Origin of the sequence: Floccifex sp. (assembly GCF_051873555.1) — a bacterium.
Classification (GTDB): Bacteria; Bacillota_I; Bacilli_A; order Erysipelotrichales; family Erysipelotrichaceae; genus Floccifex.
This window is the reverse complement of record NZ_JBJEEY010000131.1, coordinates 1-21,961: the sequence shown is the minus strand read 5'-3', so window position 1 is coordinate 21,961 and position 21,961 is coordinate 1. Positions and strand designations below refer to the sequence as shown.

Here is a 21,961-nt window from a genome sequence, read left to right as displayed (position 1 = left end):
TTTTGAAAATATATTTACATTAATAATCGAAGCACATCATTATATGTCGCAAAAATCATGATACCAAACAACAATACAAAACTAGCCAAAATAATGCCTTGAATAATACTTTGGTTGATTTTACGATGTAAAATTCTTTCAATACACAAAATCAATATTCTTCCTCCATCCAAAGCTGGAATCGGAATTAAATTAAATATTCCTATATTTAACGAAATCATCGCAAATAAAGTTAAATAAGACATCCATCCATAGCTTGTGCTTTCTGCAGTGACACTGTAAATGCCCACAGGACCCGATAAATTTTCCAATCCTTTTCCTTGAACAAGTATAGCCAATGAACGATAAATAGATGTAGTCAAATCAAGACATTCCTGGCTTCCATATTTAAAGGCTTCATACCATTTTATTTCTGAATAAGAAACAGTGGAAACAATACCAATGGTATATCCCTTCATTTCTTCGTTATAAGAAGCCGATAATGGAATACGGATTGTCTTTCCATCTCGAATCACTTCCAATTCAAAGTCATCATGATAATATTGAATGAATTCCGATAAATCCGATTGTGAATCAATATCCATTTCTTTTTTTCCGGCAATACCTTTTACAATAACATCCTCTTCTTGTAAACCAGCCATCTGCGCATTTGAATTATCTTGTACTTGATAAATCACTGGTTGACTGGAATCCACAACATAGCCTCTTGCCATAGTTAAAGAAACCATCATAATCCATGCCAGGATAACATTCATTACAACGCCTGCAATCATGACACAAACTTGCTGCCAAAATGGTTTATGATTCAATCGTTGTTCATCTTTTACTTCTTTTAACCAATCTAAACTCTCGTCTTGAGAGCCATCTTCTTCCCCTGCCATAGTAACGTATCCGCCAAAAGGAATGGCACGAATAGAAAAAAGTGTTTGTTTTCCTTTTCTTTGATAGAGAAGAGGGCCCATACCAATGGAAAATTCATGGCAATAGACTCCAAAATGACGGGCCACTAAGAAATGGCCTAATTCATGAATGACTACAATGAAGCTTAGCATAAATACAAAGGCCAGCAAAGCAATCATTTTTTTCACCCCTTATCCAATTAATGTTACTAAAATACCAAATAATAAAATATTCATCAACAAAGAATCTACACGATCCAAAATGCCTCCATGTCCAGGAAGCAAATTCGAAAAATCTTTCTTTCCTGTACTTCTCTTAATAATGGAAAAAGCTAAATCTCCAAGTTCAGCTGCAATTGGACACATAATACATAAACTAATTGTTAGTAGTAAATCAAGTTGTTTGATATAAAATAATGAAATCACTAAACTTAATATAAAGCCTCCAATGACACCTCCAAAAAAGCCTTCCCAGCTTTTCTTTGGAGAAACTCTTGGTGCCATTTTGTGTTTTCCAATTTTTCGTCCTACAAAATATGCAAAAGTATCCGATCCATAGGTTGCAAAACAAATAGTCCATAAATAATGGTGTTCAATTGTAATATAGCCAACGGCTTTATAAATTAAAGAAAAAATCACAAAATATGCAATGGTCATAAATGAATCTTGTGATGTGATAGAAGCAAAGAAAATAGGTAATGACCATAATAGCGCTACAACAAATGCATAATAAGCATATAAAAAATTAGCTGGAACAAAGCGAGAGCCTATTACGCTTAAAGCCACTAAAGGAATATACCAGATTGGCCATTCTTTAATGTCTTTGTGTACGCTCATCCATTCATAGGCACTAGTTCCTACAATAAAAAGAGCCAATAATTCAAGTGGAATGCCTCCAAAGTAGACAGGAATAAATACGATAGCAATAATCACAATTGCAGTAATAATTCTTTGTTTCACGATGATAATCCTCCAAATCGTCGATCTCTTTCATTGTATTCTTTGATACAGTCAATTAGGCATTGGCGATCAAAATCTGGCCATGGAACTGGTGTAAAAATAAATTCCGAATAGGCCACTTGCCATAAAAGAAAATTTGATAAACGCACTTCTCCACTTGTTCGAATCATTAAATCAATGTCTTCTGGAACAAATAAATACTGTTGAAATTCATCTTCTGTTAAGTCATTGTTTCTTTTTTGTTCTTTAATGTCTTGCGCATATTTTTGAATACCTAAAACAATTTCTCGTCGTGATCCATAATTAATTGCCAGACATAAATTCAATCCAGTATTGTTTTGACTTAAATTGACGGCTTTTTGAATCACTTTTTGCGTTTCTTCTGGAAATTTTTCCAATTCTCCAGCAAAAGTAACCCGAATGTTATTTTCCATCAATTCTTTCATATAACGATCAAAGAAAATTCCTGGTAACTTACATAAATAACCAACTTCATCTTCTGGTCGTTTCCAGTTTTCAGTTGAAAAAGCATATAAAATCAATTTTTTGATGCCAATGTCATTGGCAGCTAATCCAATATCACGAATGGTGTCAGCTCCTTTTTTATGCCCCGCTGTACGTGGTAATCCTCTTTTTTTGGCCCATCGCCCATTTCCGTCCATGATAATCGCTACGGTACTTGGTATTTGCATAACAATTTCCTCACTTAATATATGCATTATAGCACAAGAAAAAAAAAAGCCCAATTTTTGGGCTTAGACATTTAAGATTTCTTTCTTTTTCGCATTAACTGCATCTTCAATATTTTTAATATATGAATCCGTTAATTCCTGCGAATCTTCTAACAATCCATCGCGATCATCTTCTGTAATTGTTTTATCTTTTTTAATCGATTCATTGCAGTTACGACGAATATTACGAACCGCTACTTTAGCTTCTTCTCCATATTTTTGTGCTTCCTTAGCCAATTGTTCACGTCTTTCCTGTGTTAATTGAGGTACATTAATGCGAACTAAATCCGCTTCTGTTAATGGGTTTAAACCAAGATTTGCTGCCGCAATGGCATGTCCCACTGCCTTAACAATAGAACGATCATAAGGTTTAACCACTAACTGTGTTCCTTCTAACACCTGGATACGCGACAATTGATTAATTGGCATCATGGATCCATAATATTCCACTTGTACTCTTTCTAATAAAGAAGCACTTGCACGACCTGTTCTTAAAACACGTAGATTACCTTCTAAATTATCAAGGGTATCCATCATTTTTTCTTCTGCAATTTCTAAATACTCTGCCATTTGATTATCCTTTCTTTGTGATTAAAGTTCCATCAACTTGCTGATTCACAGCTTTTACGATATTTCCAGCCTCATTCATATTGAAGACCACTAAATCGATGTCATTGTCCATACACATTGAAATAGCTGTTGAATCCATGACTTGTAACCCTTCATTTAATACATCCATAAATCCCAGGCGATCATATTTTTTTGCGTTTGGATTTTTTCTAGGATCACTGTCATATACACCATCCACTCCATTTTTCGCCATTAAAATAACATCGGCGTCTATTTCAGAAGCACGAAGAGCAGCGGTTGTGTCCGTTGAGAAATAAGGAGAACCAGTCCCGGCTCCAAAAATCACAATTCTTCCTTTTTCTAAGTGGCGAACAGCACGTCTTAAAATAAATGGTTCCGCAACTTTCTGCATTTCAACAGCTGTCTGCACTCGTGTTTGTACGCCAATTTGTTCCAAGGCATTTTGAACCGCCAATGCATTAATGACCGTTCCTAACATACCCATATAATCACCTTGTGTCCGCTTTACACCAAGTTCAGCCATTTCTTTTCCCCGGATAATATTACCACCACCAACAACAATAGCCAGTTGAACACCTTGTTCCTGTATTTCTTTTAATTCTTCAGCTAGTCGAGCCAAAACATCCTGATTCAGTAATTTTCCTTCACCGGAAAGAGCTTCTCCACTTAATTTCAACAATACACGCTTATACATAAATACGCTCCTTTTTTATCATGACAATTATACACTATTATGAGTCCAAAAAAAAGGATGAAACCAAAGTTCCATCCAATTGATTTTTAAGCATTCATTTGTGCCATTACTTCTTCCGCAAAGTTTTCTTCGCGTTTTTCAATTCCTTCACCAGCTGCATAACGAACAAATGAAACAACTTCAGCTTGGCTTTCTTTCAAGAATTGAGATACTTTTTGTTTATCACCAAAAATATATTCTTGTTCAACTAAACATTGATCCTTGAAATGTTTGTCTACTTTTCCTTTTAAGATACCTTCTAATACTTTTTCAGGTTTATTTGCCATCTTAGGATCTTGTTTCATCATTGACAATTGCAATTGACGTTCATGATCTACGATATCAGAAGGAATATCGTTTTGAGATACATAAGAAGGTGACATAGAAGCCACTTGCATAGCGATGTTTTTAGCAACAGTGGCATCTGCTTTTCCATTTAATAATACTAAAGCAGAAATTTTTCCACCCATATGCATATAAGAACCAAAGAATTGATCGTCTTGTTTTTCAACGATTTGAACACGACGTAAAGAAATTTTTTCTCCAATTGTTGCTGTCGCATTTGTGATTAAATCATTGATTGTTCCTTCTGCTGTAGAAATTTCTAAAGCAGCAGCAGCATCAGCAGGTTTGTTAGCTAATACAGCTTCTTGAATTTTATCTAATAAAGATAAAAATTGTTCATTTTTACTTACGAAATCAGTTTCAGAGTTAACTTCAAATAAAGCAGCTGTATTTCCATTAACCGCAACACGAGTCAACCCTTCAGCAGCAATGCGACCTTCTTTTTTTGCTGCTTTTGCGATTCCTTTTTCACGTAACCAGTCGATAGCTTTTGCCATATCTCCATCTGTTTCAGATAAAGCTTTTTTACAATCCATCATTCCGGCTCCTGTTTTTTCACGTAATTCTTTTACTTGTTTTGCAGTGATAGCCATTTTATGGTCCTCCTATAAAATTATTCCGCTTTTGCTTCTACTTTTTCAGCAGTTTTTTCTTCTTCAGCTTTTGGTGCCCTATTGAAACGACGATTCGCATTGTTTTTACGTTCAAAATTACGTTTTCTGCGTTCTTCATTACGTTGACGACGACGTCTTTCATTTTCAGCAATTTGAGCTTCTACATTTTTAATAACGTCTTCCATTGTTACATCGTCTTCTGTTTCATCCAAATAAGCAATTTCCAATAATCCACCTTTAGCATCCACAATCGCATCTGCTAAAATTGTTAAAACCAGGCGAACTGAACGATTCGCATCATCATTTGAAGCAATTGGATATTGGGCATCATCTGGATCGCAATTTGTATCTAACATTGCAAATACAGGGATACCTAATTTTTTAGCTTCCGCAACTGCATTGTGTTCTTCTTTTGGATCCACAATCACCAAAGCATCTGGAAGTTTCTTCATTTCTTTAATTCCACCTAAAGAAGTTTCCAGTTTTTCTTTTTCTTTACGTAAGCTTGCTTGTTCTTTCTTTGTATAAACTTCAATTTTTCCACTTGCTTCCATTTCTTCAATTTCAACTAAACGTTTAATACGTTTTTGAATTGTACGGAAGTTTGTTAATAATCCACCTAACCAACGTTGATTTACATAGAATGAACCAGAACGTAAAGCTTGTTCTTCTACAACATCAGCAGCTTGTTTTTTAGTTCCAACAAATAATACTTTTCCACCACGTTCTGAAATAGCTTTCAATTCTAAATAAGCATCTTCGATTTGTTGTTGTGTTTGAGCTAAGTCTACAATATAGACTCCATTGCGGCTGGTATAGATGTATGGTTTCATCTTTGGATTCCAGCGACGAGTCTGATGTCCAAAATGAACACCATTCTCTAATAGTTTTTTCATTGATACAATTGACATAATGTCCTACCTTTCCGTTAATCCGCCACCATTTCAAACGAAAGCAACACAATTGTGCACGGGCAATCGAATTCATGGTGTGTGTGATTGTGCGCACTCGCGCTTCTGTATTATAACAAGTCAAGTCTTGTCATTCAAGATATTTTATATAATTTGAAACAAATTCTTCATCCATTTCCACTTTCAATACAATTCCATCTTCCAAATATTCCTTTTCGAGTATTTTTCCTTGTTTTTGAATTTGATAAAACACATTTCCATATGGAATTTTAAATTTCATTTCTCTTGTTTTAAATAAAAAAGAATCAATAACTTCTAATAAAGGACCTACATCTTCTTTTGCACTCATATATACATTTTGATTTTGAACCAAGGGATACATATGACCTGAAAGATCACATTTATTATATACATTGATTATCGGAATAGAATCTGCTTTTAATTGTGACAATGTCTGTAAAGTGACTTCTTTTTGAGCTTCTAAATTCTTTGAATTCAAGTCCATAACATGAATCAATAAATCTGCATCCAATATTTCTTCTAACGTCGAATGAAAAGCTTCTACTAAAGAATGTGGTAAATTCGAAACAAAGCCAACCGTATCCGACAACAAAAATTCATGATGATTGTATTGAATTTTTCTTGTGCTCGTTGTTAATGTCGCAAACAACATATCTTTTTCAAAAACTTGTTTAGAAACCATCGCATTTAAAATAGATGACTTTCCTGTATTTGTATACCCAACCAGACATACCTTTTTTATCTGATTCTTATTTCGTTGTTGTCTTTGCAGCTTACGCTGTGCTTCAAGTTGTTTTAATTCCTTTTTAGCTCTTTGAATTTGAACAGAAATCGTACGAGAATCAATTTCAATTTTCTTTTCACCTAATCCCTTATTTCGATTTCCACCTTTCTGACGATCCATATGCGTATAGCTTCCTTTTAAACGAGGAAGAAAATATTGTAAAGTGGCGACTTCCACTTGCAGAAACGCTTCCTTTGTTTTAGCACGTTTTTGAAAAATCTGCAAAATCAAATAAGTTCGATCCATAACTTCACAATTCCAGATTGATTGAAGTGCTTGTTGCTGAGAAGGTGATAAATCACAATTGAAAACAACAGTCTGTACTTCATCTAAATACAAACGATGCGCTACTTCTTCTACTTTTCCAGCATTGATGCACGTTTTTTTGTTGGGATTCCTTAGTTTTTGAATCAAAGTAGAACTCACTTCCATTTCACAAGCTAAAATCAATTGTTTCATTTCCTCTAATTCCTCTTCAAAATTCATATGATCTTGAAGATGAACGGCCACTAAGATTACTTTTTCCATTATGCATTCCTTTCCAAAGGATGCGCTTGCTGATACGCTTCTTTGATTCGATTCATCGAAACATGGGTATAAATTTGTGTAGTTGACAAAGAACTATGCCCAAGTAATTCTTGCACGACACGAATATCCGCGCCATTATCCAATAAATGTGTTGCAAAACTATGGCGAAACATATGAGGATGCACTTTCATATTCATATCAATTTCATCGGCATGTTTCTGCATTAAATATTGTACCCCACGACTTGTTAAGCCACTTCCTTTTTTCGATACAAACACAAAATCTGTTTTTGCGATATGTTGCCAATATTGTACTTTATAAGATTTTAATTGTTTTTCAAATCCTTTAAAAAAAGGAACAATTCTTTCTTTATTTCCTTTTCCTAATACACGAACCATTCTTTCATTTAGATTTATATTTTCCCATTTGAGTTGTGTTAACTCACTTACACGAAGTCCACATGCATATAACATAGTAAACATTGTCTGATCTCTAAATTCATCTGGTTTTTGAGTGTCATAAGAATTTAAAAAATGTTGAATTTCAGAAGCAAATAAAAATTCAGGAATGGTTTTATTTTTTTTAAAAGAAGGAAGAGAATCCATTACAGAAATTCCCATTCCTCCATATTCATTCAAATAACGATAAAACGAACGAATCGAAGATAGTTTTCGCGCAATAGTCGAATCCTTAGCTTGTGAACCATCTTCTAATGTTCGAATATGCACAACATAATCTAACAAAACAAGGCGGTCCACGTTTTCAAAAGAATCAATGGATTGCGACAATAAAAAAGATTTAAACTGCATTAAATCGCGTTGATATGCTTCTTTTGTTTGTAAAGACTGTGAATTTTTTCGATATATATAATCCAAAAAACGTTCAATCCATTCATCCATCAATAGACTCCTTAATACTTTGAATACGCGCTAAAGCTTGTGTGGCTAATTTTTCTTTACGAAATTGTTTCTTACATTTTTCTTCTAGATGCATAATTCCAAAATTAGCATTCATAGGTTGAAAATGCTTTGGATCACAATGTGTGATGTAATGGGCTTGAGAACCCATAACGCATGTATTCCCAAAACAAACGGGTTGTTTTCCTTTCAGGTACAAAGCCATATTGATACCTGCAATTAAACCACTGGCACATGATTCAACATAGCCTTCAACACCTGTTAATTGTCCTGCAAAAAATAAATCGTCTCTTTCTTTGCTTTGATAAGTTTCTTTTAAAACTGTAGGTGAAGAAATATAGGAATTTCGATGCATTACACCATAGCGCACAATTCTACAATTTTCTAAACCTGGAATCATAGAAAAAACTCTTTTTTGTTCAGGCCAGGTCAAATGTGTCTGAAATCCGACTATATTATATAAAGAAGCAGCTACATTATCTTGGCGAAGTTGAACTACCGCTACAGGATGTTGTCCTTCTAATTCCAGTCCAACAGGTTTTAAAGGCCCAAACAACATTGTTTTTTCGCCTCTTTTTGCCATTTCTTCAATGGGCATACAACCTTCAAAAACATTGATATCTTCTACGCCATCATGCATTTGTGCACATTGTGCATGAATTAATTCCTGATAAAATGCCATGAATTGTTCTTGATTCATCGGGCAATTGATATAACTGGCTTCGCCTTTATCATAGCGAGACTTATAATATGCTTTTGAAAAATCGATGGAATCTTTTTCAATAATAGGTGCTGCTGCATCATAAAAATGAAATGTTTCCTGTTTTAAAAAAGAAACAATTTCTTTGGCAAAGTTCTCACTTGTCAACGGTCCTGTGGCAATGATACAAGGACTATCAGGTATCTTTGTGATTTCTTTATATTCAACATCAATCATGGGATGATTTTTTATTTGTTGTGTAATATATTGAGAAAAATTCTGGCGATCCACAGCTAAAGCACTACCAGCGGGTACACTATGTAAATCAGCAGCTTTCATAATTAAAGAATCCATCATTCTCAATTCTTCTTTTAAAATACCTACTGCATTGTTTAAACTATTGGATCGCAAGGAATTGGAACACACCAATTCCGCAAATAAATCTGTATGAAACGCAGGTGGATATTTTTTTGGACGCATTTCAATAAGATGAACACGAATGTTTCGTTTAGCACATTGCCAGGCAGCTTCACACCCAGCTAATCCAGCTCCAATAATTGTTACTTCTTTCATTCTTTTTTCCCTTTTTTTGCCTCTTTCTTAATATATTTACATTTTGGATAGTTGGAACATCCCACAAAAGTAGTTCCAAAACGCGATTTACGAATCACGAGTTCTTTTCCACATTCAGGACAAAATTCTCCAGTTGGCTCTGGTTTAGCTTTTTCTTTTAAAGGTACAATTGTTTTACATTCTGGATATTTCGAACAAGCCCAGAAAGGGCCATATCGTCCTTTTTTGATAACCATATGAGACCCGCAATTCGGACATGTTTTTTCTTGTCCATTCATATCGGTTGTTACTTCTTCTTGTTGCTGAGATTCGGTATATTTACATTTTGGAAAGTTTTCACACGAAACAAATTTTCCAAATCGTCCATTTCGATATACAAGCTGCCCCCCGCATTGTGGGCAAATCTTTCCTACTTTTTCTAATTCCATTACTGGCATAGCTCCATAGGCTTTTTCAATCAATGGACTAAAGAAATCATAAAATTCATGTAAATATTCAATATTGTCTATTTCACCTTCCGCAATTAAATCTAGTGACTTTTCCATATTTGCTGTATATTTCACATTGATAATACTTGAAAAATATTCTTGCAGCTTTTCATCGGTTAAAAAGCCTTGTTCGGTAGGTACAAAAACCTTTGTTTTTGAGGATTCACTCGATTTCTCCATGGAAACATAATTTCGCTTTTGAAGAGTTTCAATAATTAAAGCATATGTACTAGGACGTCCAATGGACTTTTCTTCTAAGTCCTTAATCAATTTTGCTTCTGTATAGCGAGCTGGTGGTTCCGTAAAATGCTGATTGGCATTCACATCCACATGAGAATATACTTTTCCAATTTCTATTTCTGGTAACAATTCTTCACTTGTTTTTTCATATTTGCCATATACTTTATGATACCCATCAAAAGTCATAACTTGTCCTGTAGCCTTAAATTCACATTGATCACAATCCATTGTAATGGTTGTTACATCAAAAGAACTAGGTGCCATTAAAGAAGCAAGTGTACGATAATAAATTAAAGCATACAAACGATTTTCTTCACTTGTTAAAAATGGTTTTACTTTTTCAGGTGTATTTAAAATATTAGTTGGACGAATGGCTTCATGTGCATCCTGAGCGTTTTTACTATTTTTCGCATGCACTTTTCCAACATATTTTTTTCCATATGTTTGTTCAATATAATTTGTCGCATCTTTGACAAACAAATCCGATAAACGCGTAGAATCCGAACGCATATACGTAATCAAACCTTCCATATGATCCCCTAATTTCACACCTTCATATAATTTCTGTGCAATACTCATGGTTCTCTTCGATGCAAAACCAAGTTTTGTGGAAGCTTCTTGTTGAAGAGTTGATGTAATATATGGAAGTTTTGGTTGTTTTTTCTTTGCCTTCTTGGTAATATCTACAACTTTAAAATCATTTTTACATCGTTCTAAAATTTGATTAGCTTCTTGTTGTGTTTTTAATTCTGGTTTTTTTCCATCCACTTTTGTCAAATTCAATGTAATGACTTTTCTTCCTTCTTTGACAAAAGCCTGTACATCCCAATATTCTTCACTGACAAACTTTTGAATTTCTTTTTCGCGTAAAACAATCAAATGAAGTGCCACAGATTGTACACGACCAGCTGATTTTGAATGAATTTTATTTTGCAATAATTTACTTAACTTAAATCCAATAATACGATCTAAAAATCGACGTGTTTCTTGTGATTTAACTAAACGCATATCAATCGCACGTGGATGTTCTAAAGCATCTAAGATAGCTGGTTTTGTGACTTCATGGAACACAATTCGCTTTGTCGTATCCATATCTAAATCCAGTACACGAGCTAAATGCCAGGAAATGGCCTCTCCTTCACGATCCGGGTCACTGGCTAAATATACTTCATTGGATTTTTTTACAAGTTCTTGTAGCTCTTCTACCGTTTCTTTTTTATCTTTACTGATTTTATAGGTTGGTTTAAAATCATTTTCTATATCAATTCCTAGTCTTTCCTTCCCCGTTGTTGCCAAGTCACAAACGTGTCCTTTACTGGAAACAACTTTATATTCATTTCCCAAATATTTTTCAATGGTCTTTGATTTGGAAGGAGACTCGACAATAATCAAATTCTTTTTCATGTCAATCCCCCCATGTTTCTTTATCAAACAATAAAATTTCGCTTTTGTCAAATATCATTGAGCTCATTTTTATCAAATAATATATTTGCACCTTGTGAAATCAATACATTACATCCTTTATAGTTCTCATTTTCAAATGCTGTGGGTAAACAAAAAACAGGTTTTGATAACTCAATGCATTCATTTACTGTCAACATTGTTCCGCTTTTTTCTTTGGCTTCAATGACCACAAGAGCACAACAAATAGCTGCAATTAATCGATTGCGCCATGGAAAGTGATGCGAATAAGGTGCCACATTCATCGGATATTCACTAATAATTAATTGTTTCTTTTTCATGATTTCGAATAGTTCTTTGTTTTCTTTGGGATAAATTTTATTAATGCCACAACCAATTACTCCAATGGTTTGTGTATCTAAGCTGCAATAATGCGCTTTTGCATCAATTCCTTTTGCCAATCCAGAAACAATACAATATTTGTTTTTGATATGATTCACAATGGTTTCCGTATTTTTCAAAGCTTGAAAAGAACAATAACGAGCACCTACAACACCAATACTTTTCTTTTCAATTAAAGATAGATTTCCTTGATAAAATAAAATCCATGGTGGATGTCGAAGGAGTTTCATACAATTTGGATATTGTTCATCTACAATTGTTACATAAGAATACGGATAATTCAAAATAGTATAGGGTTCTTTATTTTTGATTGCCTTGGCAATGCGTGTCCAATCTCCCTGATATTGAATCGCATAAAATAATATGGCATAGCGTAAATTCTTCATATTACTATATACGAAAAAACAGAAAAAAAAGACAAAATTTCAAAATAATTTTGTCTGTAATTGTTCCTGAACAGGTCCATAGCTTTTCCGATGGCAATCTAGAACGCCATAAGTTTGAAGTGCTTTCATGTGTTCTTTGGTTGGATAGCCTTTATGGTTTTTAAATCCATATTGTGGATACAATCGATCCAGTTTAAGCATGTATCGATCTCTAGATACTTTTGCCAAAATGGAAGCCGCTGCAATACAAATGGATTTTTGATCACCCTTGACAATCGCATGTACTTCTTTATTTAAATTTGGTAAAGGCATGGCATCGGTCAATACGACTTGACACTTTGCCTGACTGGCAATTTCAAACATGGCATCTTGACAAGCTCGATAAATATTTTTCTGATCAATTGTTTTTTCATCCACAAACAAAATTTTATACCAAAGTGCCTGTTCCTTGATTTCATCAAATAATTTTTCTCTTTTTTTTTCACTGACTTTTTTTGAATCATATATTTCCGGATGAAAATAGCCTTTGTCAAAAATGACGCCTGCAATCACAACAGGCCCTGCCATAGGTCCTCGGCCAGCTTCATCAAGGCCGACCACAAGAGAATCATAATCCCATTCCAATGGATGTTCTATGCTTTTTCCCATGTAATCGCTCCTAATTTATTTTCTCGAATATCTTTGACAAAGCTATGCATTAAACGATTTTCATCTATGCTTCCTTTAGATAAATAGCCACGAACCTTGGCAATTTCACACAAAGTCGCATAAACATCTTCTTGAATTTCAATGTGATATGTTTGAATCAAAGCTTCTTTTTTATTTTCCATCAACCAGGAACATGCAAAATAAGCCAATTCATCCATAGTCACTATCTCATCTTTGATAGAGCCCAATAAAGCCAGTTTATATCCCACTTGTTCATCTTCAAACTTTGGCCACAGAACACCTGGTGTATCCAGTAATTCCAAATCCGAAGCCAGTTTAATCCATTGCAGACTCTTTGTGACACCAGGCCGGTCTGCGGTTTGTGCTGCTTTTCGTTTAGCCAGGGAATTAATAAATGTACTTTTTCCAACATTAGGAATTCCACATACCATGGCTCGTAATGCACGTGGTTTAATACCTCTTCGTTTTTGTTTTTCAATAAAAGAAGCACATAATTCTTTACTGGCATTTATTAATTCTTTTTTATAATTGTCTTTGATTAAATCCAATGCCAATACTTTATTTCCATCGGCTTGAAGATAAGAAATCCATGTTTTCGTCTCCTCTTTATCGGCTTTATCTTTTTTTGATAAAAGAATCAAGCGCGGTTTATTCCCGATTAATTCATCCAACATCGGATTTTTGCTGGATTCTGGAATACGTGCATCCCGAATTTCAATCACAAAATCCACTTTCTTTAAATTTTCTTCCATTTGACGTTTGGCCTTGGCCATGTGTCCTGGATACCATTGAATGACTTTTCTTTGATCCATATTAATTTATTCCTATCTCATTTAGTGGAAACAATACAAGAACACTTTTTCCAAAAATCTGGCTTTCTTTAATCGGTCCAACCGATGGGTCTCGACTATCTTTTGAATATGGACGATTATCGCCTAATAAAAAATATTCATCGTCTTGTAATGTTACACTTTCAAAATCCATTGATTCTACAACACGAATACCTTCTTCATTGACATGATCGGTAATTACTTTATTGAAATAACCAAATTCATAAATCATTTCCTGTCGATATTCCTGGTCGATGTATTCACTTTCATCTAAGACTTCACCATTAATATATACTTCATCATTTTGACAGGAAACAGTTTCTCCAGGCAAACCAATTACACGCTTTACCCAATGTGTTTCTTTATCAATTTCTTCATCATACATTTTAATGACGACCACATCGCCCCGTTTGACATCAGAAACCAAAGTAGAAATAATGCTTGTAAAACCAAATTGACCATCTTTAAGTGTTGGATACATGCTTCGTCCTTGTACAGTTACTGGATGAGCAATAAAATTCACAAACAACAAAAAGACAAGTGCCGTTGCCGCAAAGACTTTCACAAAATCAAGAATATCTTCTATAATCGTTCTTTCGTCTTCTTCATTGTATTTTAACTGATCTTTTTTCATGTTGACCCTTCCTTAAAAAACAAAAGGCGAGAAACTCGCCTTTATTATTTTCTTTAACGTACTTCTTTTAAACGAGCTGATTTACCAGAACGTCCACGTAAATAGTGAAGTTTGTTACGACGTACTTTACCGTTACGAACGACTTCAATTTTATCAATGATAGGTGAATGTAATGGAAATTTACGTTCAACTCCTACACCACTTGACATTTTACGAACAGTGAAAGTTTCAGAAATTCCTCCACCTACACGTTCAATGACAACTCCTTCAAAAACCTGAATACGGCTCTTGTCACCTTCTTTGATTTTTACGTGTACACGTACAGTACTTCCTGAACGGAATTCAGGGATATCTGTTTTTAATTGAGATTTCGTTACTTCGTTTACTAAGTTTAAGTTCATGTCTTCTTCCTCCTTGTTCTATTTTGTTTCCATTTGCTCATACACAAAATTGTCAGCGGAACAAAGGCTATATTATTTTATCACTGAACCATTTTCTTGGCAATCTTTTTTTAGAGAATTCAAATACATTTCATCTTCTTTGGATAACGTTACCGATTCTAATAAATCCGGACGATGATAATATGTTTTAGCTAAAGCTTGTTCATGGCGCCATTTTTTAATATTAGCGTGATGTCCACTTAATAAAACATCTGGGACTTTTTTCCCATCATAGATTTCTGGTCGCGTATATTGTGGATATTCTAACAAACCATTGGAAAAGGAATCCTCTTGCCATGAATCTTGTTTGATAACACCAGGCAACAAACGTAAAATACAATCACAAATGACTGCACATGCACTTTCGCCTCCTGTCAGGACAAAATCACCCAACGACATTTGTAGATCAACATAATCTCGAATTCTTTCATCAAAGCCTTCGTAGTGTCCGCAAATAAAAATTAAATGCTCTTTTAAAGACAATTCACTAGCCATTGACTGTTGAAACGTCTTTCCTTGTGGTGTCAATAAAATAACAGTACTATTTTCTGTTCGAATTGATGCTAAAGCATCTAAAACAGGTTGACACATTAAAACCATACCGGCTCCACCACCATATGGTGTATCATCCACGTGTCCGTGTTTTTCCTTTGTAAAACCACGAAAATCAATGACTTCAAATTCAAATAATCCATTGTCTTTAGCTCGCTTGATAACGCTTGTATTTAAAAGTCCATCAAAATAAGATGGAAACAACGATAAAACACTGATTTTCATCGTAAGCCTTCCATTTCTTGAATATATATTTCTTTTTTATTCACATCCACATCAAGTACAAACGCATTCACAAAAGGAAGCAAAAACATGGATTGATCTTTTTTTACACGCAATACTAAATTAGCCCCTGTTTCCAAAATATCGACTACTTTTCCACAATTTTCTTTGTGCTCATTCAATACTGTACAATCCATCAGTTCATGATAATAATATGTATTTTCTTCACATGCAGGTAAATCTTCTTTGGAAATCCACAAATTTTTTCCTTTTAAAGATTCCGCTTTTTCAATGGAATCAATACCTTCAAAGAAACAATATCCAAAACCTTTTTGAATACGAAAACGATCGACAATCAAGATTGTTCCATCATCTAATTTGAATTGTTTCCCTTTTTGAAATCGTTCAAACGCCTCATCTGTCACCAGATACAATTTACATTCCCCTTTTAGTGCATGGGTATTAATAATGGTTCCAACTTTAATCATTTTTTACTCCTAAAAAAAGGATGTGAATCACATCCTAGTATGCCTCAAATTTTACAGAAATCTTTTTATGCGATTCCTTGGAGGCAATGGCCATCATTTGACGTAAACTACTTGCCATTGTTCCTTTTCGACCGATTAAACGAGCAACATCATCGCTATTGGCATATACATACAATAATTCTTCGTTTTCATTGGTAGAAGCCATCGTCTTTACCGACAATGATTTTTTATCTTCTACTAACGGCTCGCATAAATCAAATAATGTTTTTTCTAAATCTGTCATGACTATTTAGATTCATGAAATTCTTTCATGATTCCTTCTTTTGATAAAATATTACGAACTGTATCTGTTGGCTTAGCACCGTTTCTTAACCATTTAAGAGCTAATTCTTTATCTACAGTTGTATTTCCTTCGCTTTTGATTGGATTGTATGTACCAATTTCTTCAATGATACGTCCATCACGAGGACTACGAGAATCTGCAGCTACAATACGATAGTAAGGAGCATGTTTTTTACCCATTCTTTTTAAACGTAATTTAACCATATAAATAACCTTCCATTTCTATTTTTTCAATTGCCATGATAGAATACCATGTAATCAAATAACTGTCAAGTAAATTTACTTAACATTTAAAAATATTAAAGAAAGTAAAAATCCAATCAAAACACCAAATTGTTTCTTTGAAATCTTTTCTTTGAATATGAATACACCAAAACAAGAAACCAAAAAAACTGTAAATACACTATACGATGGATATACAATCAAAGCAGGTAACGTATACAAAGATTTCAATAAAAATTTTGCTGAAAAATAATTTGGAATTCCAATCAAAACGCCAAAACCAATTTCATATTTTGTGATTTCTGTTTTATTTGAAAGAAAACACAAGAAAAAGGCGACGACAAATGTAATCCATAAAAAAACATTTTCATTTTGTCCCACTCTTTCAAAAATTTTAGCCATAGCATCGCCACTTCCGTTAAAAATAAGCAACAAACACAACAAAGAAAGAGAATGAATATTTTGTTCTTCGGATGGGCTTTGTAATATAAAAATACATAAAATCGATAAAAAAACACCAAGTAATTGAATCCAGGAATTCAATTCTTTGAATACACAAATCGTAATTAAAGTTGGAATAAGTATACCTAGTTTTTGAAAAGTAGAACTCAATATCAATCCGTTTCTTTGAATACTTTGATTGAATAGCACAAAACTGATCCAGTAAAAAAATCCATTGATAAAGCCTAAAAAACTAGAAGAAGAAATAGAAAAATCTTTTATATAAAGACTTGCACAGAAAATACAAATCAGATAATTTATAGCCAGCAATCCCATTTCATTGTTCACATATGACCTTGATATTCGCATAAAAACGGAAATCGAGGCACTTGAAACAATAGCTAGAAATAAATATGTCATTTCGTCATCTGGCTTATGGCCCAATCAAAATCAATTCGAACATCCTGACTTAAATTCGGATATTGTTTCTTTACAGATTGATATAAATTTTCATCAAATTGAACTTGAGCTTGTTCAAATTCCTGATAATAAAACTTTAATTTGTAATCTTCAAAGAAACGAATCGCATCAATGGAATATTTATTTTGAATTTTTTTATAAAACAAGACTTTAATAATTTCAATAATGCGATCATCCAATCCCAAATCAAAGCATTTAATTTTTTCGATTAAATCTTCCTGACAACAAACCACTCGACAAAGATAGTCTTTAGTATCAGAAATAACACTTTCATCTTCTAATAAATCCATCACTTCATCGAGTTCTTCCTGACTAGTGACATAATAAATCAATATTTTCTTTTCATCGTCCTGGTATTGAAGACTATAATCCAATAAAGCCTGGTATCCGCATTGACGGCATTTAAATCGAAACAAAGTACGATCCAATACTTTTTCCTTCAACTCATTTCCAATTTGTTTATATGTTTTATTTGTATTTTTATGCTGACACTTCGGACAAATGATTTTTGTTAATTCCATTCTCAGTTTCCTTTCTTTTTCGAAACAATGATTGGCCATCCATCACAATGAAGTTTATTTGAAACAACAAATACAGGTTGCCCATCAATTTCATTGACATAAACTCCATTTTCTAAATCCACAAAAACATCTCCTTCTTGTCCTTTTAAACTAAAGACACCCACTTTTTTCGCAAATTTATTTTCTCTTGTACAAACTAATATATCTTTATAAGCCTTAGCTTCAAAATAATCATCAAACGACAATATATTATGTTTAATTTCACTTAATCGCTTTAATAAACCACTAATATTTTTATTGGTATTTCTTTGAATCGGTTCTTTTTCAAATAAACTAGGTGTATGATCATCCACAAATTCTTGTCCGGCATTTAATAATGTTGTTCCTTTTAAGAAATAAAATAAAGAAGTATAGTTAATCAAAGGACATTCATCTTTGACATATTCAATAATTCGTTTTGTGTCATGATTTTCTAAAAAACGCATTTTATTATAAGGTTTCGGATAAAACATTTCCTGAAAATTCAATGCATTGGCATAATTTGTACAATCACATTTTCCTTCTAAATACAATTCTAAAACTTCACGAATATCATATTCATATTCTATATCAAAAGCTTCGAATAAATTCACATCATATTCTGAATAAATGCCTCTTTTTCTGGCTTCCTGACCAAAAGAAGAATGTACACTTTCTGCTAACCAGATACAATCCGGATTAACAGTTTTTACTTGTTTAACAGCTTCTTTCCAGAAAGATAATGGAACAAAGGAAGCTACATCACAGCGAAAGCCATCTACTATTTTGGCCCATTGTTTAAGTGTATCAATTTGATAAACCCATAAATCTTTATTATTGTAGTCTAAATCATAGACATCGCTCCAATCATCAATTTTATTTCCAAATTCATGTTTTTCATTTCGATAAAAATATTCTGGATGTTCTTTTAATAATTTTGAATCTCTAGATGTGTGATTATAAACTACATCAATAATACATTTCATATCTTTTTTATGGATTTCATCAACTAAATGTTTAAAATCTTCAAGAGTTCCATACAATGGATTGACACTTCGATAGTCTTGAATAGAATAAGGACATCCTAAATTTCCTTTTTTTCCTTTATTTCCAATGGGATGAATCGGTAAAAACCATAAAATGTCCACTCCTAAATCCTTAATTCGATCTAAATCTTTTTCAATAGATTGAAAAGTTCCTTCCAAGGTATGATTTCGAACATAAATAGAATAAATAATCTGGTTTTCAAGAACTGGATTCATTTGAACCTCCTTTTTCCATCTTCATCAAATGTTTCTTTTAATTTCTTTTCGACTTGTATAATACAAATAAATAATGGAATCAATTGCATAAAAACAATAACCATACTCATTGCTTCTATTTGTTTATAAAACAATATATCTAATCCAATTGTCACAAATAATAAAAACCAACCCCAAATAATAAATAAAACAGACATACTTTGATTGGCAAAATTCCATGTGTCTTCATTCATCATCGAACGTCTTGTACGATATCCAATAAGAGAATTGATTTCTTTTGGATAATGATTTCGAAACAAATAACCAATCACCAAAATGAAAACAGGAGTCAGTTCTGTCATGAAAAATAAAAACAGTATCATCTTATTTCCAGTTTTCTATCATAGATTGTATCCATTGACACAATTGCTGACTACTTTGATTTGCTACTTCAACTACTTTTTCATGGGAATGTTTTACTTTAGAGATTCCTGTTGCCATATTGGTGATACAGGCAATTCCTAATACACGCATGCCTAAATAATTAGCCACAATGGTTTCTGGTACCGTTGACATGCCTACCGCATCGGCGCCTAGTACTTTATAAGCTTTAATTTCAGCGGCCGTTTCATAACACGGTCCATTAAATAAAGCATATACTCCCGTTTGATAAGGAATAGATAATTGTTTAGCAACTTCTTTTGCCAATGCAATGCATTCTAGATTATATGGCTGAGACATATCAGGAAAACGAGGTCCCAAGCGTTCATCGTTATCCCCTATTAATGGATTGTCTCCCAGTAAATTAATATAGTCTTCAATAATCATCAAATCCCCCGGTTGAAAGGATTCATTAATGCCTCCGCATGCATTGGTCACAATTAAGTCTTGAACACCTAATTGACGGAGTACATAAATTGGAAAGGATAATTGACGCATTGTAAAGCCTTCATAATAATGAAAACGACCTTGCATGCAAACAATTTCTTTTCCTTTCAGGTTTCCAAATACAAGCTGGTCTTTATGGCCTTCAATATTTGAACAAGGAAAATAGGGAATGGATGCATAAGATATTTCTTCTTTATTTTCTAAAGAATCTACAATAGCGCCTAAACCTGAACCTAAAACAATGGCGATTACTGGTTTTCGATTGACTTTCGATTGTATATAATTTGATGCTTCTAGTATTTGATCATAGAACATAAAAATTCCTCCATTTGTATTATATCAAATGAAGGAATAACATATGACAAATTGTACCCAAAAAAATACTAAAAAAAGTATTGTGTTTCCATTTATAAGAAATAATTACAACAATAGCAGCTAATCCTTGCGATATACCTGCAGAAGAGAAATGTACAAATTCTTTCAAACAATATAGAACCAAAATAGACATAATAGCCGGAGGTAATTGCTTTGACAGTAAAGAAAGCCACAAAGGCATTTCTTTTTTTCGAAAACATAGAAAAGGAAAGGCACGCAAAAAAAATGTAATGAGTGCACAAATAAGAATTGTCACATACATCATGCTTTACTCCAGCTTCTAAAAACCATCCAGCAAGATATCAAAATTAGACTTGGTAACATAAATTGATTGGCTCCAAAAATCAGTAAACATACTAGACCAACGATAAGTCCAATTCCAGCAATTTTCTTATTTTCAATATTTTGACATTGATCCATCAGAATAATAATAAATAAAGCACTCATACAAAAATCAATGCCTTCTAAATTCCATGGAATCAAATTTCCAATGACACTTCCAAGTAAACCTCCTGTCATCCAGTAACACCTTGATAAAAACGCAATCCAGAACATAATATCTTTTTTGTTTTCATCCGATAAGGTACAATTTATGGCAAAGGTCTCATCGGTTAGAGTATGAATCATATAAAGTTTCTTTTTGCCCATCGCATTGAATTCATCTACAAAAGTCAGACTATAAAACAATTGGCGACTGTTAATCAAAAGAGCACTGAGACATACAGTGACTAATGGGGTTCCTGTTTGCAGAAAGGGAATCAATACAAATTGAAAGGCTCCCGTATAAATTAAAAAGCTAATTAAAATTGTATGCCACCAGGTAAAGCCGGCTTCATTCATCATAAGTCCATAGGCCATTCCAACAAATATATAGCTGCATAGAATGGGTAGAGATTTAATAAAAGCAGTTTGAATGATTTTTTTGTTCATGGAATTTATTATATTACCTACCCGTTAAATAGGCAATTATTATTTCTATAGACTCTCTTTGAAAATATATTCAATTTCCTTTCTATTTAATACTTTATATCCACCATCCATAATAAATGTTCCATTTACCAAGTCAGGAATCATTTCTTCTGTTGCACCTAATTGAGAACTCTTTAATACTAAGCCCAAGTCTTTCATCCAGTCTTCCATCGCTTGTAATCCTTCCCATGCGATTTGTTTATCCGTTTTATTGTTTTCATCAATATTCCATACGTTTTTGGCAAAACGAACAAATTTTGAAAGCCCATAAGGAAGAATATATTTATAATAAGGCAATGAAACAGCAGATAATGTCATTCCATGTGTTGCATCGGTACAAGCCCCTAAAGATTGCAATGTCATTAAGTTAAAAATCAAAAAAATAATAGAACTGAAGAAAAAAAT

At 33.4% G+C, this 21,961-nt stretch carries 27 protein-coding genes and 1 pseudogene; all 28 read right to left on the bottom strand.

Annotated elements, in window-relative coordinates; all coding sequences use genetic code 11:
• Positions 1 to 14: 14 nt before the first annotated feature.
• The gene (gene rseP / locus ACI32A_RS07485; RefSeq protein ID WP_439754420.1) at positions 15 to 1,079 is read right to left on the bottom strand and encodes an RIP metalloprotease RseP; all 1,065 of its coding nucleotides are present in this window, start codon (positions 1,077 to 1,079) and stop codon (positions 15 to 17) included.
• A 12-nt stretch (positions 1,080 to 1,091) separates the two neighbouring features.
• Positions 1,092 to 1,859: a phosphatidate cytidylyltransferase gene (locus ACI32A_RS07480; protein WP_439754419.1), complete on the bottom strand. Its 768-nt coding sequence runs from the start codon at positions 1,857 to 1,859 to the stop codon at positions 1,092 to 1,094.
• Positions 1,856 to 2,551, bottom strand: coding sequence for an isoprenyl transferase (locus ACI32A_RS07475; RefSeq protein WP_439754418.1), 696 nt, complete (start codon positions 2,549 to 2,551; stop codon positions 1,856 to 1,858). Before ACI32A_RS07475 ends, ACI32A_RS07480 begins: the two co-directional genes overlap by 4 nt.
• 63 nt (positions 2,552 to 2,614) lie before the next feature.
• On the bottom strand, positions 2,615 to 3,160 hold the full coding sequence (frr, locus tag ACI32A_RS07470) for a ribosome recycling factor (RefSeq protein WP_439754417.1): 546 nt from the start codon (positions 3,158 to 3,160) through the stop codon (positions 2,615 to 2,617).
• Positions 3,161 to 3,164: 4 nt separating this feature from the next.
• Positions 3,165 to 3,875, bottom strand: a complete 711-nt coding sequence (pyrH, locus tag ACI32A_RS07465; RefSeq protein WP_439754416.1) for a UMP kinase — start codon at positions 3,873 to 3,875, stop codon at positions 3,165 to 3,167.
• Between the two features lie 86 nt (positions 3,876 to 3,961).
• A complete protein-coding gene (gene tsf, locus ACI32A_RS07460) occupies positions 3,962 to 4,852 on the bottom strand; it encodes a translation elongation factor Ts (protein ID WP_439754415.1) in 891 nt (296 codons plus the stop codon).
• A 20-nt stretch (positions 4,853 to 4,872) separates the two neighbouring features.
• On the bottom strand, positions 4,873 to 5,784 hold the full coding sequence (gene rpsB, locus ACI32A_RS07455; RefSeq protein WP_439754414.1) for a 30S ribosomal protein S2: 912 nt from the start codon (positions 5,782 to 5,784) through the stop codon (positions 4,873 to 4,875).
• Between the two features lie 130 nt (positions 5,785 to 5,914).
• Complete coding sequence (gene hflX, locus ACI32A_RS07450; protein ID WP_439754413.1) at positions 5,915 to 7,117, bottom strand: GTPase HflX; 1,203 nt, start codon at positions 7,115 to 7,117, stop codon at positions 5,915 to 5,917.
• Positions 7,117 to 8,016, bottom strand: coding sequence for a site-specific tyrosine recombinase/integron integrase (xerA, locus tag ACI32A_RS07445; protein WP_439754412.1), 900 nt, complete (start codon positions 8,014 to 8,016; stop codon positions 7,117 to 7,119). The genes hflX and xerA overlap by 1 nt, the downstream gene beginning before the upstream one ends.
• Positions 8,009 to 9,307, bottom strand: a complete 1,299-nt coding sequence (gene trmFO, locus ACI32A_RS07440; protein WP_439754411.1) for a methylenetetrahydrofolate--tRNA-(uracil(54)-C(5))-methyltransferase (FADH(2)-oxidizing) TrmFO — start codon at positions 9,305 to 9,307, stop codon at positions 8,009 to 8,011. The genes xerA and trmFO overlap by 8 nt, the downstream gene beginning before the upstream one ends.
• The gene (gene topA, locus ACI32A_RS07435; protein WP_439754410.1) at positions 9,304 to 11,439 is read right to left on the bottom strand and encodes a type I DNA topoisomerase; all 2,136 of its coding nucleotides are present in this window, start codon (positions 11,437 to 11,439) and stop codon (positions 9,304 to 9,306) included. Before topA ends, trmFO begins: the two co-directional genes overlap by 4 nt.
• 47 nt (positions 11,440 to 11,486) lie before the next feature.
• Complete coding sequence (gene dprA, locus ACI32A_RS07430; RefSeq protein WP_439754409.1) at positions 11,487 to 12,224, bottom strand: DNA-processing protein DprA; 738 nt, start codon at positions 12,222 to 12,224, stop codon at positions 11,487 to 11,489.
• 39 nt (positions 12,225 to 12,263) lie between these two features.
• On the bottom strand, positions 12,264 to 12,872 hold the full coding sequence (locus tag ACI32A_RS07425) for a ribonuclease HII (protein ID WP_439754408.1): 609 nt from the start codon (positions 12,870 to 12,872) through the stop codon (positions 12,264 to 12,266).
• Positions 12,857 to 13,705: a ribosome biogenesis GTPase YlqF gene (ylqF, locus tag ACI32A_RS07420; protein ID WP_439754407.1), complete on the bottom strand. Its 849-nt coding sequence runs from the start codon at positions 13,703 to 13,705 to the stop codon at positions 12,857 to 12,859. The genes ACI32A_RS07425 and ylqF overlap by 16 nt, the downstream gene beginning before the upstream one ends.
• Before the next feature lies 1 nt (position 13,706).
• On the bottom strand, positions 13,707 to 14,357 hold the full coding sequence (gene lepB, locus ACI32A_RS07415) for a signal peptidase I (RefSeq protein ID WP_439754406.1): 651 nt from the start codon (positions 14,355 to 14,357) through the stop codon (positions 13,707 to 13,709).
• Between the two features lie 53 nt (positions 14,358 to 14,410).
• The gene (gene rplS, locus ACI32A_RS07410) at positions 14,411 to 14,758 is read right to left on the bottom strand and encodes a 50S ribosomal protein L19 (protein WP_439754405.1); all 348 of its coding nucleotides are present in this window, start codon (positions 14,756 to 14,758) and stop codon (positions 14,411 to 14,413) included.
• 72 nt (positions 14,759 to 14,830) lie between these two features.
• Positions 14,831 to 15,574: a tRNA (guanosine(37)-N1)-methyltransferase TrmD gene (gene trmD / locus ACI32A_RS07405; RefSeq protein WP_439754404.1), complete on the bottom strand. Its 744-nt coding sequence runs from the start codon at positions 15,572 to 15,574 to the stop codon at positions 14,831 to 14,833.
• Positions 15,571 to 16,059, bottom strand: a complete 489-nt coding sequence (gene rimM / locus ACI32A_RS07400; protein ID WP_439754403.1) for a ribosome maturation factor RimM — start codon at positions 16,057 to 16,059, stop codon at positions 15,571 to 15,573. The genes trmD and rimM overlap by 4 nt, the downstream gene beginning before the upstream one ends.
• 34 nt (positions 16,060 to 16,093) lie before the next feature.
• Positions 16,094 to 16,342, bottom strand: a complete 249-nt coding sequence (locus tag ACI32A_RS07395) for a KH domain-containing protein (protein ID WP_439754402.1) — start codon at positions 16,340 to 16,342, stop codon at positions 16,094 to 16,096.
• A 2-nt stretch (positions 16,343 to 16,344) separates the two neighbouring features.
• Positions 16,345 to 16,605, bottom strand: coding sequence for a 30S ribosomal protein S16 (rpsP, locus tag ACI32A_RS07390; protein ID WP_439754401.1), 261 nt, complete (start codon positions 16,603 to 16,605; stop codon positions 16,345 to 16,347).
• Between the two features lie 75 nt (positions 16,606 to 16,680).
• Positions 16,681 to 17,484, bottom strand: a complete 804-nt coding sequence (locus ACI32A_RS07385; RefSeq protein ID WP_439754400.1) for a hypothetical protein — start codon at positions 17,482 to 17,484, stop codon at positions 16,681 to 16,683.
• Positions 17,481 to 18,065: a CpXC domain-containing protein gene (locus tag ACI32A_RS07380; RefSeq protein ID WP_439754399.1), complete on the bottom strand. Its 585-nt coding sequence runs from the start codon at positions 18,063 to 18,065 to the stop codon at positions 17,481 to 17,483. Before ACI32A_RS07380 ends, ACI32A_RS07385 begins: the two co-directional genes overlap by 4 nt.
• Positions 18,066 to 18,067: 2 nt before the next feature.
• Entirely contained in the window at positions 18,068 to 19,345 is a 1,278-nt protein-coding gene (locus ACI32A_RS07375) for an alpha-amylase family glycosyl hydrolase (protein WP_439754398.1), read from the bottom strand.
• A complete protein-coding gene (locus ACI32A_RS07370) occupies positions 19,342 to 19,686 on the bottom strand; it encodes an SdpI family protein (RefSeq protein WP_439754397.1) in 345 nt (114 codons plus the stop codon). Before ACI32A_RS07370 ends, ACI32A_RS07375 begins: the two co-directional genes overlap by 4 nt.
• A gap of 22 nt (positions 19,687 to 19,708) precedes the next feature.
• Positions 19,709 to 20,527, bottom strand: coding sequence for a purine-nucleoside phosphorylase (locus ACI32A_RS07365; RefSeq protein WP_439754396.1), 819 nt, complete (start codon positions 20,525 to 20,527; stop codon positions 19,709 to 19,711).
• Between the two features lie 19 nt (positions 20,528 to 20,546).
• Positions 20,547 to 20,849, bottom strand: coding sequence for a branched-chain amino acid transporter permease (locus ACI32A_RS07360; RefSeq protein WP_439754435.1), 303 nt, complete (start codon positions 20,847 to 20,849; stop codon positions 20,547 to 20,549).
• Positions 20,849 to 21,517, bottom strand: a complete 669-nt coding sequence (locus tag ACI32A_RS07355; protein WP_439754395.1) for an AzlC family ABC transporter permease — start codon at positions 21,515 to 21,517, stop codon at positions 20,849 to 20,851. Before ACI32A_RS07355 ends, ACI32A_RS07360 begins: the two co-directional genes overlap by 1 nt.
• A 45-nt stretch (positions 21,518 to 21,562) precedes the next feature.
• Positions 21,563 to 21,961: pseudogene (locus ACI32A_RS07350) on the bottom strand (hypothetical protein); the annotation flags it as partial.